Origin of the sequence: Streptomyces sp. NPDC052107 (assembly GCF_040680215.1) — a bacterium.
GTDB lineage: Bacteria > Actinomycetota > Actinomycetes > Streptomycetales > Streptomycetaceae > Streptomyces.
On the sequence record NZ_JBFAWG010000002.1, the window covers coordinates 89,837 to 105,563 of the forward strand.

The window sequence follows — 15,727 nt, forward strand, 5'->3', positions numbered from 1 at the left end:
CCTGGTGCCGTGTGCCGACGTGCCGGTGCGGGTGAGATGTACGACGGTATTGACGATTGAACCCTAAAGGCAACCCCTGGGGGCTGTCTCACGGTTTTGTTGGTTTGACCGTTACACAACTTTGGCCGGTGTTGCTCGGTCTTGTGTGCGTTTTCCGGAAATTCGTTCCCGGATCAGGACCGGGAGCAGGACCAGCAGGCTCAGCGCGGTCACCGCCACCACCCCGCCGCGGACCGACCAGCGGTGGACCGCGAGCATGCCTTGGGTAATCAGCATGTTGACGACGACCGAGCCCGCAAGCGCGCAGAGCGCGCGGCCGAAGGGATCCAGCCCGCGCAGTGCCGCGGCGAGTGCCACGGCCGGCGCCGCGAGCAGGAAGAGCAGGGTGCACGGGCCGCGCAGCGGAGAAGCGGAATCGATGAGAGCGAGCAGCGCGCCGGTCAGCGCCACGGCGGTCGTGGCCCCCGCGAGCAGCGGCAATGAAGATGTCTTGATGCGTATGGTCTGCATTGGCGACTTTGCCCCCCGACGCGCCTGATGTCGGGCTTCAATGTGGCCCAGCCCCGGGGAGGGCGTCAAGACGGACGATCCGTCTTTAAACATTCATTCCCCCCTTTGCCGGTCACTGACGCGGCGTCAACAGCCCGCGCATGCACGCGCACTAGATGAGCGGTGAACGTTTCGCGTTGATCCCGTTGAGACCCTAAAAGTCTTGGCATGGACACTTCCCGTCAACACGCGTAGTTGCTACGACGGTTGTGGCAGAGATCCTGCTAAAGGAGGTTCCATGAGACGTTCCCGACTTACCGGATTCGTTACTTCGCTCCTCCTCGCCGCCGGCCTCGGTCTCACGGGTGCCGGCCACGCGAACGCCGCCACCGGGGGCTACGTGGCACTCGGCGACTCCTACTCCTCCGGAGTCGGCGCGGGCAGCTACATCAGCTCCAGCGGCTCCTGCGACCGCAGCACCAAGGCATACCCATACCTGTGGAACGCCGCCCACAGCCCGTCCTCGTTCGCCTTCAACGCCTGCTCGGGCGCCACGACGGACGACGTGATGGCGGGCCAGCTCGGCTCCCTGAACTCCTCCACCTCACTGGTGTCCATCACCATCGGCGGCAACGATGCCGGATTCTCAGACGTCATGACGACCTGTGTGATCCAGTCCGACAGCGCGTGCCTGTCCAGGATCGCCACCGCCGAGGCGTACGTCGACTCCACCCTCCCCGGCAAGCTCGACGCCGTCTACAACGCGATCAGCGCCAAGGCACCCAACGCCCGGGTGGTCGTGCTCAGCTACCCCCGCTTCTACCTGTTCGGCCAGACCTGCCTCGGGCTCTCCGACACCAAGCGGTCCGCCATCAACGGCGCGGCCGACTACATGGACGCCGCCATCCAGAAGCGCGCCCAGGCCCACGGCTTCGTCTTCGGCGATGTCCGCTCCGCGTTCTCCACCCACGAGATCTGCTCCGGCGACTCCTGGCTGCACAGCGTCAACTGGCTCGACATCGGCGAGTCGTACCACCCCACCGCGTCCGGCCATTCCGGCGGCTATCTGCCGGTGTTCACGAACAACGCGTGACCCGGACGGGCTCGCCCCTCAGGGTGAACTCTCCGGTGAGCCCGACGCCGAAGCGGAGGCCCCGCCCGACGGGGTCTCCGTCGCCGTGGCCGTCGTACAGCCCACCGAGAACGGGACCGCGTTCGACGCGGTCTGCACGGGAGCGCGCACCTTCACACTGATCCGGTCCTCGGTCGTCCCGCCGCCCTGGTGCACCGTCAGGGTCACCCGCACCTGCCGGGTCTTCCCGCCGCCCTCCGGGAACGACAGCGTGTGCCACCCCGGGTCGGACACCGATCCGCGTGTCGTCACCCACTGGTACTCCACCTGCGCGGGCAGCCGTCCCACCGTGAACGTCGCCGTGAAAGAGGGCGTCTGCGCGGCCGGCGGCGGACAGCTCCCGGAGTACGTCGTGTTCGCGCCGGCCACGGTGACCTGCACGGACTGCGCCGGCTGTGTGCTCGCCGACGCGCTGCTGCTCGCCGACGGCGGCGCTGTCGTGCCCGACTGCGTGGTGCCGTGTGCGGTCGGCGTCCGCACACCGCCGCTCGTCCGGGTCTCGCTCCCCGCGTTCCCCTTGCCACCGCCGTTGTCACGGTTCAGCAGCGCGTACGTCAGCCCCGCCAGCGCCAGCGCGACCAGAAGCAGGCCCACCACCAGCACCGCGCCCGCCCGCCGGTTGCGCTGCGGCCCGTCGGACGCCGTGGACGTCATGGGCGCCGTGGTGCCGGGCAGGGGCAGTGGCGGGGTGGGGGAGGGCTGTCGGTGCGGGGCCGCGACCGTCGGGGCGGTGTACGGCGGCACCGGCATCGTGGCCGCCCGGGGCGTGCCTCCCCCAGAGGGGGCACCCCCAGCCGCGACGATCCGCAGGTCGTGTTCCGCCCGCTCGGCGACCAGCCGCTCGGCGGGGTCCTTGCGCAGCAGCCCCTCGATGACCGGGGCCAGCGGGCCGGCCCGGTGCGGCGGCGGCAACTCCTCGTCCACCACGGCACGCAGGGTGCTGATCGGGGTGTCGTACCGGAACGGCGAGACGCCCTCCACCGCCGCGTACAGCAGCACCCCCAGCGACCACAGGTCCGACTCCGGCCCCGGCGTGCGTCCCAAGGCCCGCTCCGGAGCCAGGAATTCGGGCGAGCCGATCACCTCGCCGGTCATGGTCAGCGCGGAGCTGCCCTCGACCGATGCGATCCCGAAGTCCGTCAGCACCACCCGGCCGTCGTTGGCCAGCAGTACGTTGGCCGGCTTCACGTCCCGGTGCAGCACCCCGGCGGCATGCGCGGCGCGCAGCGCGGACAGCACCTCGGCACCGATGTGCGCCGCCCGCTGCGGCGCCAGCGGACCCTCCGCCTCCAACTGGTCGGCGAGCGACAGCCCGCGCACCAGCTCCATCACGATCCACGGGCGGCCGCCCTCCATCGCCACGTCGTACACCGTGACCACGTTGCGGTTGGCGACCCGGGCCGCCGCCCACGCCTCCCGCTCCAGACGCGCGTACATCCGCTCCACGTCGGAGGCCGGCAGCCCGGCCGGGGCCCGCACCTCCTTGACGGCCACCTCGCGGTGCAGCACCTCGTCCCGGGCGCGCCACACGGTGCCCATGCCGCCCTCGCCGAGCGGGGACAGCAGACGGTAGCGGCCCGCGATCACACGTTCGCGGCCCGGCTCTTCGGACACGGGCGCCCCCAAGGCAAGTTGTGTGATTTCTCCCCGTCGCGTGATTTCACCCCAAGTTAGCTCAGCCGAGCGCGGATGCGGCCCCCTTGAGCACCAATCCGGCGCCCAGAGCCATGACGACCAGCGCGGACGCGAGCGGCACCGAGCGGCGCACCAGCGCGGCCAGCGGGTGGGCGGTCCAGCGCGGACGCCGCTCCAGCACCCGGCTCACCCCCGAACCCAGCCGCACCACGGCGAACCCGGCCGCGGTGAGCGTCAGCGCCAGCCCGGCGCCGTAGGCCACGACGAGCAGTAGCCCGAACCAGGCCTTTCCGAGCGCGGTGGCACCGACGAGGACCACCACGGCGGAGGGGCTGGGCACCAGCCCACCGGCAAAGCCGAGCAGGAGGGTGCCGCGGAGGGTGGGCGCGGTGGGGTGGGTGTGGGTGTGGCCTCCATGGGTGTGGGTGTGAGTGGAGTGGCTGTGGGTGTGACTGGAGTGGCTGTGGCTGTGGGCGTGTCCCCCATGGGTGTGCTCCCCATGGGTGTGCTCCCCATGGTGCGGGGCGGGATGGTGGCGGGCGGACCACACCCTCCGTACGAGGCCCGCACCGGCCGTCAGGACCAGTGCCCCGCCCGCGATGCCCAGCCAGGCGATCACCGAGGGTGTGGCGGCGGATCCTGCCGTGACGAGCAGGCCCAGGGCGACCACGCCGAGGGTGTGGGTCACGGTGACCGAGGCGGCCAGCGGCAGCACGTCCCGAAGTTTCGCCCGGCCCCCACGGGCCGCCGCTGCCGCGGCCATCAGGGTCTTGCCGTGGCCCGGCGCGAGCGCGTGCATCGCGCCCAGGACGACCGAGACGAGCAGCGCGAGCGCGGCGAAGCCGACGGTGAGGTCGTGGCGGGCCACGAGGTCGTCCAGCGCGCGGGTCCAGCGGTCGGCGCCCCGCGGCAGGATGGCGGCGGCCCCCGGCTCCGTCTGCCGCTCCTCGGCGAGGGCCGGGCCGCCGGGGCGCAGGCGCACGGAGGCGGCGGTGGTGTCGGCCGGTGAGGACAGCAAGTCCTTCGGATACGTGGTCAGTTCGTGCGAGACGGACGTCTTCGGCACGTCCGTCGCGGTCAGCGTCATACGGTCGCCGCGCGCGGTGATCTCCCGCCAGCCGGGTCCGCCGGTGGCGTCCGCGCTGTGGAAGCCGAGGGCCACGGTGGCGCCGCGGGGGAGCGGGGCGGTCAGCCGGCACTCCACGCGGAGGGTGTGCAGCCCGGCCTGACCGGGGCGCAGCCGCGCCGTGGCGCCGACGGTGGTCAGCGTGACCGTACGGCCGTCGACCGTCAGCCTGCTGTCCTCGGCGGCCCGCGCACACCGCTGCCGGGCCCACTCGCCCATGCCCAGCCGCTTGAGGTCGGGCCCGGCCTGGGTCGCCGGGATCTCGGCGAGGTCCTCCACGTGGTCGACGCGGAGCTGCCCGGGGGTGGCGACCAGGCCGTCGTAGCGGTTGACGGTGAAGTTCCCGAGCGGGTGCGCGCTCGCCGGGCCGGCCGGCAGCAGCGCGAGCGCGCACCCGGCGAGGAGCAGGAAGGGCAGGCGGAGCTTCACTGCGTGGCCTCCAGGGCTTTGCGGGCCTCGGCCGCGCCGAGCGGGGAGAAGCCGGGGTTCAGGCGGAGGGCCGAGGTGAGGGAGGCGCGGCCGGCCGTGCGGTGGCCCGTGGCCAGCTCGATCGTGCCGCGGTGGTAGAGGAAGGCGGCGTTGCGGTAACCGGTGGCGGTGGCCCGGCGGGCGTACGGCAGGGCCTCGGTGTCCCGGCCGTTCACGTGCAGCGCCCAGGCCAGCGCCTCCGCGGTGTGCACGGTGTGCCGGCGGGCCCATTCGGCGCGGGCCGCGCGCAGGGCGGCCGCCTTGTCGCCGTGGTCGGCGGCGGCCAGCGCGGTGTCGAGGTCGGCGTTGACCCCGTTGGCCCGGGCCAACGCGATCCACGCGTCCACGAGGGCGTACTGCCGTCGCGCCCTGGCCCGGTCGCCGGCCGCGCCCCGCGCCTCGTACAGCTCGCCCAGTTCGACGAGCGGACCGGGCAGCGGATACCGGGCCACCACGGTCTCCATCCCCTTGATCGCCGCCGCGCGGTCCCCGCTCGCCGCCTGCGCCCGCGCCCGGCCCTCCAGCGCCGGGAGGTAGGTGTCGTCGGCGGCGAGGGCGCGGGCGTAGTAGGTGAGGGCCGTGCTGTAGTCGCCCTGGTTCCAGGCGAGTTGGCCGAGCTGGGCGGACACGTACGCGACGTCGCCCGAGGAGGCGGCGCCCGCCAGGGCCTGCCGGAGGACCCGGCGTGCGGTCGCCACGGCACCCCGCAGCTCACGCACATACGCGTACCGAGTGAAGACCGGCACACCCGGCTTGCGGGCGTCGGCGGTCTCGGCGGCCTTCGAGGCCTCGGCGTACCGGCCGAGCTCGACCAGGGCGTCGATGCGGGAGGACAGTGCGCGCTCGCTGTACGGGTTCTGCCGCAGTGCCCGGTCCGCGTAGGTCAGGGCGTCCTCGAAGTCGTGCCGGGCGGCGGCGAGGGCGGCGCGGCCGGCCAGCGCCTGGTCGTTGTCCGGGGCCAGCGCGAGGGACCGTCCCAGTGCCTTGTCCGCCTGCGGATAGCGCGAGGGGTCCCCCTTGGTCCGCGCCTGCTCGACGTACGCCAGACCCAGCGTGGCCCAGCTGCCTGAGTCCTTGGGCTGGGTCCGCAGATGCGCCTGAAGCGCCGCGATGCCCGCGTCCAGGTCACCGCCGCCGAGCACACCGGGATCCACGGCGGTGGAGGCGGCAGGCACGGTGACGGGCCCCCGATCGGCACCAAGGGCGATGGCACCGCCGGTCAGCGCCATGGCCAACAGGGCCGCACAGCCGACGAGCTGAGCGGCCCGCCAGCGCCGCCCGGCGGCGCCGAACCGCCGAACGGCGGCCACGCGCTGGTCGGCCCCGGGGGCTGCGGGCGCTTCGGAGCCGGGGGCCACGCGGTCGCCGGAGGCGGCGGAGGCCGGCTCCGTGGGATCTTCGGCCGTGCGCCGGTCGGAGTCGGTGGGTGCGGGGTTTTCGGAGCCGGGCGCGATGCCGTCGACGGAGCCGGAGCCATTGGCCGGGGCCTCTTCGAGGCTGGGCGGAGGCCCTTGACGACCCTCGTCCCGGGTCTCGCAGGAACCGGCCCCCGCGCGATCGGCCCCCGCGCGATCGGCCTCGGAGCAGCCCGGGTCGGCAGGGTCCGGCGCTTTGCCGTCGGCGGCCCTCGCCTTCTGCCCTGCGCTGTCCGGTTGCCCGCTGCTCGCCTTCTGCCCTGCGCCACCGTTCATCCCTGTACCACTGTTCTGCCCTGCGCCACCGAGGTGTCCGGCGTCGCCCTTCCGCCCGTCCATGTCGTCGTCCTGTCTGCGCGGGCTCATGCCGTCTCCTGCGTGCGTCGGTCGTGTGGAAGGCGCGGCCCGTCGTGGGGGAGGGGAAGGTACGGGCCGCGCCGGTCTGGGGTGGGGCGGGTCAGTACGGGCGCCGGATGCGCCGGCGCCACCAGCCGACGGCCGTGCCGAGGAGCAGGATCCCGGCCGCGCCCGAGGCCGCCGACGCGGCGATCAGCACCGTGTCGCCGGAACCGGAGCCGCCTGAGGAGCCGGCCGGTTGCAGGGCGTCGCCCAGCTGGCTCCGAACGTCCGTTCCCGCCGTCGTGCCCTTCGCGAGCCGGCCGCGCGAACCCGAGGCGGGCTCGGCGACGTACGGGAAGTACTTCTCGAAGCTCTTGTCGTTCTTGTCCACCGCGTCGCCCAAGTCGTTCTTCGAGCCGACCAGTTCGCCCTCGACGACCTGCAACGCCTCGTCGATCACGTCGTCCGTGAGCCGGCGGCCGTTCGGGAAGCCGGCGTTGTCGCCGTCGAGAACGCCGAGCCGCTTGGGGTGCATGGCCGGCTTGATGGAGGTGTTCAGGCGCAGTTCCTCCGCAGGGCGCACGTTCGGCGGCTGGTTGAGGCCCTTCACGCCTTTCAGGAAGACGTCGACCAGGTCGTTGCGCGGTTCACCGGGCGCCTTGATCTTGTAGATCGACTCGATGAGCTTGGGCAGTTCGGGGTTGGTGACGTTCTTCAGGAACTGAGCGTCGTACCAGGGCTGCGAGGCGTTGAACCTGTCCTTGTCCTTCTGCGGGTTGACGACCTCGTTGACCAGCGGGTTGCCCAGGCGGGAGACCTGGCTGTAATAGCCCTGCGCGTTGCGGCGTTGCGTGGTGGACCAGATACCGATGACCGGCTGCCCGGCCGACTCACGGATCAGGTCGTTCGGCACCTGCAGGGCGATGGTGTTGACGTTGTAGCCCTTCAGGGTGTCCCGGCCGACCTCGCTGAGATTGCCGCCGTACAGCAGGTCGAAGACGCGCAGGTCCGCGAAGAACGGGTCGTCCGCCTGCCCGGCGAAGGTCGTGGCGCCGCCCGCCGTCCTGTACACGGCCTGCGCACGCAGTTTGCCGTAGTCCGGCATGGACGCCTTGCCGACGTTCGACGGCGCCACCGGCACGTCGTCCGCGAGCTTGGTGTCCGACATCACGTGCTGGTTCTTCAGCCGGATCAGATCGATGTCGTACGTCTGTGTGACGTTGAGGTCGGGGTCGGTCAGGCCGGTGACCGGACCGGTGTTGTAGAGGAACGTGTTGCCGTTCTTCGTATGGGTCTTGAAGGTGTAGCGGAACAGCAACTCGCCCTGCGCGTCGCCGTTGTTGTCGACGTGGATGTCGTACTGCGCGTCGTCGGCGAACGTATAGAAGTTCGGTCCGCCCGCGGGCTCCTCGAACGGGATCCAGTTCGTCACGATGGTCGTCGTGTCGGGCTTGTCCGGACTGACGAACGCGTACAGGTCGGTGTTGTCGTACTGCGGGGTCCCCGAGATCAGCGGGGCCTCGCGGTGGGAGGAGGCGGAGGCCGCCCCGGGTTCCAGCACGGCGACGCCGGCGGCCGCGAGCCCTCCGGCCGCCAGCGCACCACAGAGGAGCGCGGCCAGGCCCGCGCGTCCCGTGCCGCTCCTCGAGAAGGGCCCCCTGGAGAAGAGAGGTGTCATGCCGTCCGTCCTCAGTGCCGACTTGCCTTTGACGGACGGGTCTTCGGAGCGGGCCGGCCGATCGGATTGGTCCCCCGGGGAAAAACTTTTGGGCACGTCCCGACCCGCGTTTTCGGCCCGCCGATCCGTATCTCCCGCGGGAGGTGTGCGGTCGTGCGGATGCGTGGAGTGCGCGGTAGGGCCGGCTGTGGCCACGGAGAGGGGGCCCGCATGCGGGCGGACGAACTGCTGGTACTCGTCGCGGGCGGCGACCAGCGGGCGTTCGAGGATCTGTACGCACTGGTGTCCGGGCCGGTGTACGGACTGGTACGACGGGTGGTGCGCGATGCCGCCCAGTCCGAGGAGGTCGCCCAGGAGGTGCTGTTGGAGACATGGCGCTCGGCCGCCCGGTACGACCCGGGCCGGGGCAGCGCGCTGTCCTGGATCCTCACCCTCGCCCATCGCCGCGCCGTCGACCGGGTGCGCAGCGCCCGCGCGGCCGGCGAACGCGAGCAGCGGGAGGCCCTGCGGGTCGGGGAGCCCGCGTTCGACCAGGTCGCCGAGGAGGTCGAGGCGGGGCTGGAACGCGAATGGGTGCGCCGCTGTCTACGGCGGCTCACGGACCTGCAACGCCAGTCCGTGACCCTCGCTTACTACGATGGCTACACCTACCGTGAGGTGGCCGAGCGGCTCTCGCTGCCGCTCGGCACGGTCAAGACGCGGATGCGCGACGGGCTCACCAGGCTCCGCCAGTGCCTGGGAGGCGCCGCATGAGCATCCTCGGCAAGCTGCTGCGCCGCGAGGACCTGCACTCCCTCGCCGCGCCCTACGCCCTCGACGCCCTCGAACCGGGCGAGCGGCGCCGGTTCGAGAAACACCTGCGGGGCTGCGACCGCTGCGCCGCCGAGGTACGGGAGCTGGCCGAGGACGCGGTCCGCCTCGCCTGGTCCACGGCCGCCCACGCGCCCCCCGCGCTGCGCGAGCGGGTCCTGGCCGCCGTACAGACCACCCCGCAGGAGCAGGGCCCGACCCGGGAGCGCACGTCCCAGTTGCCGCCGCACGTCTGGGGCACCCAGCCCCCGCCGGGACGCACCCGTACGCCCCGCACGCGCCCCCTGTTCGTGCCGCTCGCCACGGCCACCGCGGCGGCGGCCCTCGTCGTCGCCTCGCTCTTCGCGGTGCAGGCCCAGCACACCCAGGACCGGCTCGCCGCGGAGCGGGCTCGGGGACGTGAGATCGCCCACGTTCTGGCCGCGCCCGACGCCCGCGCCACCACCAGCAAGGACGCCCGGGGCGGCGCTATCGGAGTGATCGCTTCCGCCTCGGAGGGAGAAGCCGTCGTCACCCTCAGCGGGTACGGCAGCCCGCCCGCCGGCCGCGTTCGGCAGCTCTGGCTCATGCGCCCCCGCGCGCAACCGCGCTCCCTCGGGCTCTTCACGGGCGACACGCCCTTGGTCGCGAAGGGTCTCGACACCTCCTCGACGTCACTCGCCGTAACCGTCGAGCCTGACGGCGGCTCAGTGCAGCCCACCAGCCAGCCAGTTGTCCAACTCACCCTGAAATCGGTCGGATTCGGAGAGTAGTCAAAGAGGGATGGTCAACACCCTTGCAGGGGAGGTGAATCCTGTGGACGCGATACACGCGTGCCCCCTTGGGGCGATAGGGTTACTCTGCCCGGGCCGGGTGGACTCGTACGGGTGGGGAGTGACATGGAGCAGATAACAGTGCGCAGCAGGGCCAGGGTCCCTGCGATCACCTGCGGGAGCAGCGCGACCAGTTCGCGCCTCGACCGCCATCTGTCGGTGCTGGCGGGTCCCGCCATACCGCAGCGGGAGACGGTCGAGGCGACCTCCCTGATGCGCGAGCTGACGTCGCGTGACACCACGCACGAGCGTACGGGCCGGGGTGCCCGGGTGAGGCGGGTCTCGCTCTTCGCCCCGCTGCGCCGACTGCGCCGTTCGCTCTTCGGCGGCCACCGGCACTGAGGGTGTCGCGCGCTCAGGCCGCCACACCGTCCCGGCGCATCGCTGCGATCTCGTCGTCCGTCATCCCCACGGCACGCAGCAGCGCCCCGGTGTGCTGCCCGAGCGCGGGCACATCACCCATCCGCGCCTCGTCCCCGCCCGGCAGTGTGATCGGAGGCAGCAGCGCCTTCAGCGGCCCGACCGGCGACCCCACCTCACGCCACCGCTCCCGGGCCGCCAGCTGCGGATGCCCGGCCAGTTCATGCAGATCACGCAGCCGGGCGCAGGCGATGCCGGCCTTCTCCAGCCGGGCCATCGCCTCCTCGGCGTCCAGCGCGCCAAGCGCCCGCGCCACCAGCTCGTCCGTCTTCTCCCGGTTCGCGACCCGTGAGGCGTTCGTCGCGTATGTCGGATCTGTCCCCAATTCCGGGCGCCCTATGACCTGTTCGGCCAGCCGCCGCCACTCCCGGTCGTTCTGCACCGACAACAGCACGCGCCCGCCGTCCGCCGTCGAATAGGCGTCGTACGGCGCGATGACGGCGTGCGCCAGGCCGGTGCGCGCCGGGGGCTCACCCCCGTGCATCGCATGGTGCAGCGGATGCCCCAGCCACTCGGCGAGCGCCTCCAGCATCGACACCTCCACCGGCCCGCCCCGCCCGGTCGTGCCGCGCCGGACGAGAGCCGCCAGGACGCCCGAGAACGCGTACATGGCCGCCGCGATGTCCGCCGCCGGGACGCCCGCCTTCACCGGCTGCTCCGGCGTCCCGGTCACCGACACGAGCCCCGCCTCGCACTGCACGAGCATGTCGTACGCCCGCTTGTCCGCGTACGGACCGCAGGAGCCGTATCCGGAGATGTCCACGGCGATCAGCCGCGGATGCGCCGCACACAGGGTGGCCGCGTCGAGGCCGAGCCGGGCCGCCGCCCCGTGGGCGAGGTTCTGCACGAACACGTCCGCGTCCGCGATCAGCCGCCGGACGGCCTCCAGGCCGCGCGGGTCCTTCAGGTCCAGCGCGAGGGACTCCTTGCCGCGGTTGCACCACACGAAGTGCGAGGCGAGACCGCGGGCCGCCGTGTCGTACCCGCGCGCGAAGTCGCCGCCGTCGACCCGCTCCACCTTGATGACCCGGGCCCCCAGGTCGGCGAGCTGCCGGGTCGCGAAGGGCGCGGACACGGCTTGTTCGACGGCGACGACGGTGATGCCCGCCAGGGGCAGGGGCTGCTGATCCGTGGGCTGTTCCATGACCGGATCATGGCCCGTGACCGGCGGTTTTGTCAGTAGCGCGGCAGCGGCCCGTCAGCGCTCCCCGTGCGCGTACCGGCGTACGGCGAGGGGCAGGAACACCGCGGTCAGGACCAGGATCCAGGCCAGCGACCCGGCTACCGGGTGGGCCACCGGCCAGGCGGAGTCCGGCGGGACCGTCGCGTTGCCGAACAGGTCCCGCAGGGCGGTCGTCACCGCGCTGATCGGGTTCCACTCGGCGAGGGCGCGCAGCCAGCCGGGCAGATTGTCCGTGGGGATGTAGGCGTTGGACAGCAGCGGCAGCACGAAGGAGGAGGCCCCGAGCTGCCCGGCCGCGTCCTCGCTGCGGGTGAGCAGCCCGAGGAAGATCCCCGCGCAGGTGCAGGCGAACCGGAAGAGCAGCAGCAGCCCCACCGCACCGGCCGCATCGAGCGCGGACCCCTCGACCCGCCACCCCACCGCGAGCCCGACCAGCAGCAGCGGCACGGTCCCGATACTGGTCACGACGAGGTCCGCGACCGCCTGCCCGAGCGGTACGGCGGCCCGGCTCACCGGCATCGTGCGGAACCGGTCCGTCACGCCCCGGTGGGTGTCCGTGGCGGCCTGGAACATGCCGGTCATCAGCCCGCCCGCCGCGGTCGCGACCATCAGCCCCGGCACCAGGAAGGACCGGTACTCACGGCCGGGCATGGCCAGCGCGCTGCCAAACACATAGCCGAAGAACAGCAGCATGTTGATCGGCATCATCTGGGTGAGGATCGCCAGGCCCGGGTTGTTGCGGACCCGGCGCAGCTGCCGGCCGGTCATCGCCAGTCCGTCGTGCGCCAACGCGGGTGCGTTCATGCGGCAAGCTCCTTGGTCTCCGTCGACTCTCCGGTGAGCCGGAGGAAGACGTCGTCGAGGGTGGGCGGGCGCAGGCTCACGTCGAGCAACGGCACGCCCGCCGCGTCGAGTTCGCGCACCAGGCGGGGGAGTGTCAGGGTGGAGTCGGTGGTGACGGCGCCGACGGCGCTGCGCTCACGGTCGAACGCCGGCTCGCGGCCCGTGAGTCGATCCAGCACGGCCGCGGCCTTCGGCAGGGCGTCGCCGTCCGCGACCACGGCCTCCGCGTAGGATCCGATGAGCGCCTTGAGTTCGGCGGGCGAGCCGGTGTGCGCGACCCGGCCCCGGTCCACCAGGGCGATGTCGTCGGCGAGTTGGTCCGCCTCCTCCAGGTACTGGGTGGTCAGCAGTACGGTCGTACCGTCCGCTTTCAGATCGCGCACCGCCTGCCACACACGGGCGCGGCTGGCCGGGTCGAGTCCGGTGGTCGGCTCGTCGAGGAAGAGCAGGCCGGGGCGGCGGACGAGACTCGCCGCGAGGTCCAGCCGGCGCCGCATCCCGCCGGAGTAGGTCGAGGCCCTGCGGCCGGCGGCCTCGGTCAGCCCGAACCGCTCCAGCAGCTCGTCCGCCCGTGCGGCCGGCCCGCGCACCCGGTGCAGCCGGGCGAACAGCCGGAGGTTCTCCCGGCCGGTGAGGTCGCCGTCGACCGAGGCGTACTGCCCGGTCACGGCGATGCGGCGGCGCACGGCGTCCGCCTCCCGGACGAGGTCGTGCCCGGCGACCCGCGCCGAGCCGGCGTCCGGCCGCAGCAGCGTGGTCAGCAGCCGTACGGCCGTCGTCTTGCCGGCCCCGTTCGGCCCGAGCAGCCCGCAGACCGCGCCGTCGGCCACGGCCAGATCCAGCCCGCGCAGGGCGTGCACAGCGCCGAAGCGCTTCTCCAGACCTTCACTAAGTACAGCGTACGTAGTAGCCATGCCTCGACCATACCGCACTACGTACGCCGTACGTAACTAGGATGGTGGCCGAGGTGATGACCGATGTCAGTCCGAGGGGCCGTCCCCGAAGTGATCTGGGCGCGCCCCGAGCGCACCGGCCGGGGCCCGAAGCCGGCGTACACCCGCGACGACATCGCGGCGGCCGCCGTCCGGATCGCCGACGCGCGGGGGCTCGACGCGGTGTCGATGCGCCAGGTCGCGGCCGAGCTGGGCTGCGGCACGATGTCGCTGTACAACTACGTCCCCCGCAAGGAGGACCTGTACGAGCTGATGATGGACGCGGTCAGCGCGGAACACGTCCTGCGGGAGCCGAGCGGGGACTGGCGGGCCGACGTGCTCCGGGTGGCCCGCGAGACACGGTCGCTGATGCACCGGCATCCCTGGATTGCGCGGCTGATGTCCCCGGTCTACGGCTTCAGCCCGCACGCCCTGCGGTATCTGGAGCACTGCCTGGCCTGCCTGGATCCGCTGGAGGCGTCCTACGGCACGAAGCTGGAGCTGATCGCGATGCTGAACGGCGTCGTGACGACGTACGTCCGCAACGAACTCGACACGGCGGAACGGGTGCGGGCGCTGCCGTGGTCGGAGGACGAGGAGAACGCGGTGCGGATCGCCTATCTCGGCAGACAGGTCGCCTCCGGTGCGTACCCGAGGATGGCGGCGGCGTTCGCGGAGGATGCGGGGCCGATCGATCTGGAGGCCGTGTTCGAGCGGGCGTTGGAGAGGGTGCTCGACGGCTTCGACCCGGGCCGCGGCAACCGGTGAACCGCGAACGCGCCGAGCGTCAACTCGCGCTCGTGCGGCAGACCTTGGCGGCTGCGGGCTACCGCGGCATCCCGCTCCGGCTGCGCTGCGGCTGGGCCATGGACTTCTTCCTGGGTGAGGTCACCCGCGATCACGGGGACATCGACTGGTTCGCCTGGTCCAAGGACTCGGTGGCCCTCGCCGCCCTGCTGAGCCGAGTCGGCCACACGCCGGTCCCCGGGCCGCCGCCCGGCCTCCGGCTCGACTTCGTCGAGGACGGGCTGGACAGCAGCTTCACCCTGGTGGACCGGGACACGGCGGGACGGGTGGTCGTCGCGGGCGGGCCCTGGACCGGAACTCCTTGGCCGGAGGGCCTGTTGGCGGCCGAGCCGGGTCGCATCGGTGCCGTCGAGGCGCCGATCGTCGGTCCCCTCGCCCAGATCGAGATCAAGCGCATGATGCCCGTCTGGGACCCCTCCCGGCCTCGTCGTGCCAAGGACGTGGAGGACATCGCACGGCTGGAGGCCGCCGTGAGGCGCCGCTAGATCAGGACGAACTGGCCCTCCGGGCCCTCCTCGTGATGGTCCAGGACCGAGGCGGGGCGACGGGACGCCTCCGGTGCCGGAAGGACGCCGGCCTCCCGGAGGTCCGTCGCCGTGATCGAGGTCGTCAGCTTCAACTCGGCTCGCTGCGGCCGCAGTTCAGCCAGCAGGGCCAGAACCGTGATCAGTTCCAGCAGTTCCGACGTCCAGGCCTGCGGCCAAGTGGCCGGGCGGATCGCGGCCAGGGTGCCTGGTTCGGCCGGTGTCGTGCGGGTGGTGAACCAGGACTCCAGGACGCGGGCCCCAGTCATTTCGTAGTCCCAGGCCTCGGGCGGGACGGGGGAGATGCGGCCCTCGTCGACGTGGAGGGTCTCCTCGGCCTGGTCGTAGTGGAGGGTGAGGGGCCGGGCCGGCAGGGGTGCGCGGACGTAGGGGCGGCGGCCGCCCGGCAGTTTGGGGCGTTCGCCGTCGCGGCGCATGAGCCACAGCATGCGGCGGCCGATTTCGACGCCGGTCGACCAGAGGCCGGTGTCGTCGGCGAGCGGGACGGTGAGGTCGGAAGTGGTGGCCGCCAGGATCCAGGAGAGGACGTCGACCGGAGTGGGGGGCTCGCCCAGGCGGTCGGCAAGGTGGGCCGTGAGGCCCGGCGCGAGGTTCGGTTCCTCGCCGCCGGGGCGGCGGTACAGGGGGCGGACGCGGCCCGTGCGGAGGGTCGGCAGCAGCGAGGTCGCCAGGAGCGGGTCGCCTTCGTCCCCCGTCTCCACCGTGAAGACCTGATGGGCGTCCGCCACCCGCCACAACTCCGGGCGCGCGGTGTCGATCAGCCGGTGGTCCGGGATCAGCCACTGCTCGTCGAAGGGCGCCGCCAGGACGCGGACCGGCTCGGCGCAGGGGCCCTCGGCGCGGGCCAGCCGCTCGGTACCGGTGGACTGGCCGGGGAGTTGGCCCACCGCGGAGTTCGGCGTGCGGGCGCGGGTCGGCTCGAAGAGGACCTCACGGTCCGGTCCCTCGGCCTTGAGCAGGGCTTCCCAGCGGGCCTTCAAAGAGCCGGGATCGGGTGCCGTCGGCCAGGCGCGGCCGGGCCGCAGCGGTGCGACGGACCACGGCATGAGGTCCGCCAGCAGCGGAGCGTCGTCGTGCGTCACGCAGGGCATGG

General features: G+C 72.5%; 15 protein-coding genes. 6 read left to right on the plus strand and 9 right to left on the minus strand.

Translation table 11 applies throughout. From position 1 onward, the window contains the following. Positions 1–111 precede the first annotated feature (111 nt). Positions 112–510 (minus strand): hypothetical protein, encoded by a 399-nt coding sequence (locus AB0M27_RS02295; RefSeq protein ID WP_365717027.1) that lies wholly within the window; start codon positions 508–510, stop codon positions 112–114. Positions 511–787: 277 nt separating this feature from the next. Here AB0M27_RS02295 and AB0M27_RS02300 point away from each other — a divergent pair, with 277 nt between their 5' ends. Continuing rightward, positions 788–1,582 (plus strand): SGNH/GDSL hydrolase family protein, encoded by a 795-nt coding sequence (locus AB0M27_RS02300; RefSeq protein WP_365717029.1) that lies wholly within the window; start codon positions 788–790, stop codon positions 1,580–1,582. Positions 1,583–1,600: 18 nt separating this feature from the next. Here AB0M27_RS02300 and AB0M27_RS02305 read toward each other — a convergent pair whose 3' ends face one another. The 4 genes from AB0M27_RS02305 to AB0M27_RS02320 form a co-directional block, all read right to left on the minus strand. Then, positions 1,601–3,235, minus strand: coding sequence for a serine/threonine-protein kinase (locus AB0M27_RS02305; RefSeq protein WP_365717031.1), 1,635 nt, complete (start codon positions 3,233–3,235; stop codon positions 1,601–1,603). 61 nt (positions 3,236–3,296) lie between these two features. Beyond that, on the minus strand, positions 3,297–4,811 hold the full coding sequence (locus AB0M27_RS02310) for a nickel transporter (RefSeq protein ID WP_365717033.1): 1,515 nt from the start codon (positions 4,809–4,811) through the stop codon (positions 3,297–3,299). Beyond that, complete coding sequence (locus AB0M27_RS02315) at positions 4,808–6,631, minus strand: hypothetical protein (protein WP_365717035.1); 1,824 nt, start codon at positions 6,629–6,631, stop codon at positions 4,808–4,810. The genes AB0M27_RS02310 and AB0M27_RS02315 overlap by 4 nt, the downstream gene beginning before the upstream one ends. A 91-nt stretch (positions 6,632–6,722) precedes the next feature. Then, the gene (locus AB0M27_RS02320; protein WP_365717037.1) at positions 6,723–8,282 is read right to left on the minus strand and encodes a DUF4331 domain-containing protein; all 1,560 of its coding nucleotides are present in this window, start codon (positions 8,280–8,282) and stop codon (positions 6,723–6,725) included. 210 nt (positions 8,283–8,492) lie between these two features. Here AB0M27_RS02320 and AB0M27_RS02325 point away from each other — a divergent pair, with 210 nt between their 5' ends. From AB0M27_RS02325 to AB0M27_RS02335, 3 genes are all read left to right on the plus strand, one after another. Continuing rightward, positions 8,493–9,035 (plus strand): sigma-70 family RNA polymerase sigma factor, encoded by a 543-nt coding sequence (locus AB0M27_RS02325; RefSeq protein ID WP_365717039.1) that lies wholly within the window; start codon positions 8,493–8,495, stop codon positions 9,033–9,035. Further along, complete coding sequence (locus AB0M27_RS02330; RefSeq protein WP_365717041.1) at positions 9,032–9,844, plus strand: anti-sigma factor; 813 nt, start codon at positions 9,032–9,034, stop codon at positions 9,842–9,844. Before AB0M27_RS02325 ends, AB0M27_RS02330 begins: the two co-directional genes overlap by 4 nt. 126 nt (positions 9,845–9,970) lie before the next feature. After that, positions 9,971–10,246, plus strand: coding sequence for a hypothetical protein (locus AB0M27_RS02335; RefSeq protein WP_351804031.1), 276 nt, complete (start codon positions 9,971–9,973; stop codon positions 10,244–10,246). Positions 10,247–10,259: 13 nt separating this feature from the next. Here the strand turns inward: AB0M27_RS02335 and AB0M27_RS02340 are convergent, their stop codons facing one another. The 3 genes from AB0M27_RS02340 to AB0M27_RS02350 are packed head-to-tail and all read right to left on the minus strand — an operon-like array spanning position 10,260 to position 13,264. After that, positions 10,260–11,468, minus strand: coding sequence for a CaiB/BaiF CoA-transferase family protein (locus AB0M27_RS02340; protein ID WP_365717043.1), 1,209 nt, complete (start codon positions 11,466–11,468; stop codon positions 10,260–10,262). Positions 11,469–11,522: 54 nt separating this feature from the next. Continuing rightward, the gene (locus tag AB0M27_RS02345; RefSeq protein WP_365717045.1) at positions 11,523–12,311 is read right to left on the minus strand and encodes an ABC transporter permease; all 789 of its coding nucleotides are present in this window, start codon (positions 12,309–12,311) and stop codon (positions 11,523–11,525) included. Next, on the minus strand, positions 12,308–13,264 hold the full coding sequence (locus AB0M27_RS02350) for an ATP-binding cassette domain-containing protein (RefSeq protein ID WP_365717047.1): 957 nt from the start codon (positions 13,262–13,264) through the stop codon (positions 12,308–12,310). The genes AB0M27_RS02345 and AB0M27_RS02350 overlap by 4 nt, the downstream gene beginning before the upstream one ends. A 63-nt stretch (positions 13,265–13,327) precedes the next feature. Here AB0M27_RS02350 and AB0M27_RS02355 point away from each other — a divergent pair, with 63 nt between their 5' ends. Beyond that, entirely contained in the window at positions 13,328–14,050 is a 723-nt protein-coding gene (locus tag AB0M27_RS02355; RefSeq protein ID WP_365717049.1) for a TetR/AcrR family transcriptional regulator, read from the plus strand. After that, a complete protein-coding gene (locus AB0M27_RS02360; protein ID WP_365717051.1) occupies positions 14,047–14,574 on the plus strand; it encodes an aminoglycoside adenylyltransferase in 528 nt (175 codons plus the stop codon). Before AB0M27_RS02355 ends, AB0M27_RS02360 begins: the two co-directional genes overlap by 4 nt. On the opposite strand, the gene AB0M27_RS02365 is transcribed toward AB0M27_RS02360, so the two are convergent. Next, positions 14,571–15,725 carry a type ISP restriction/modification enzyme gene (locus AB0M27_RS02365; protein ID WP_365717053.1) on the minus strand — a complete coding sequence of 385 codons (1,155 nt, stop codon included), beginning with the start codon at positions 15,723–15,725 and terminating at the stop codon, positions 14,571–14,573. The two genes, AB0M27_RS02360 and AB0M27_RS02365, sit on opposite strands and share 4 nt — an antisense overlap. Positions 15,726–15,727 lie beyond the last annotated feature (2 nt).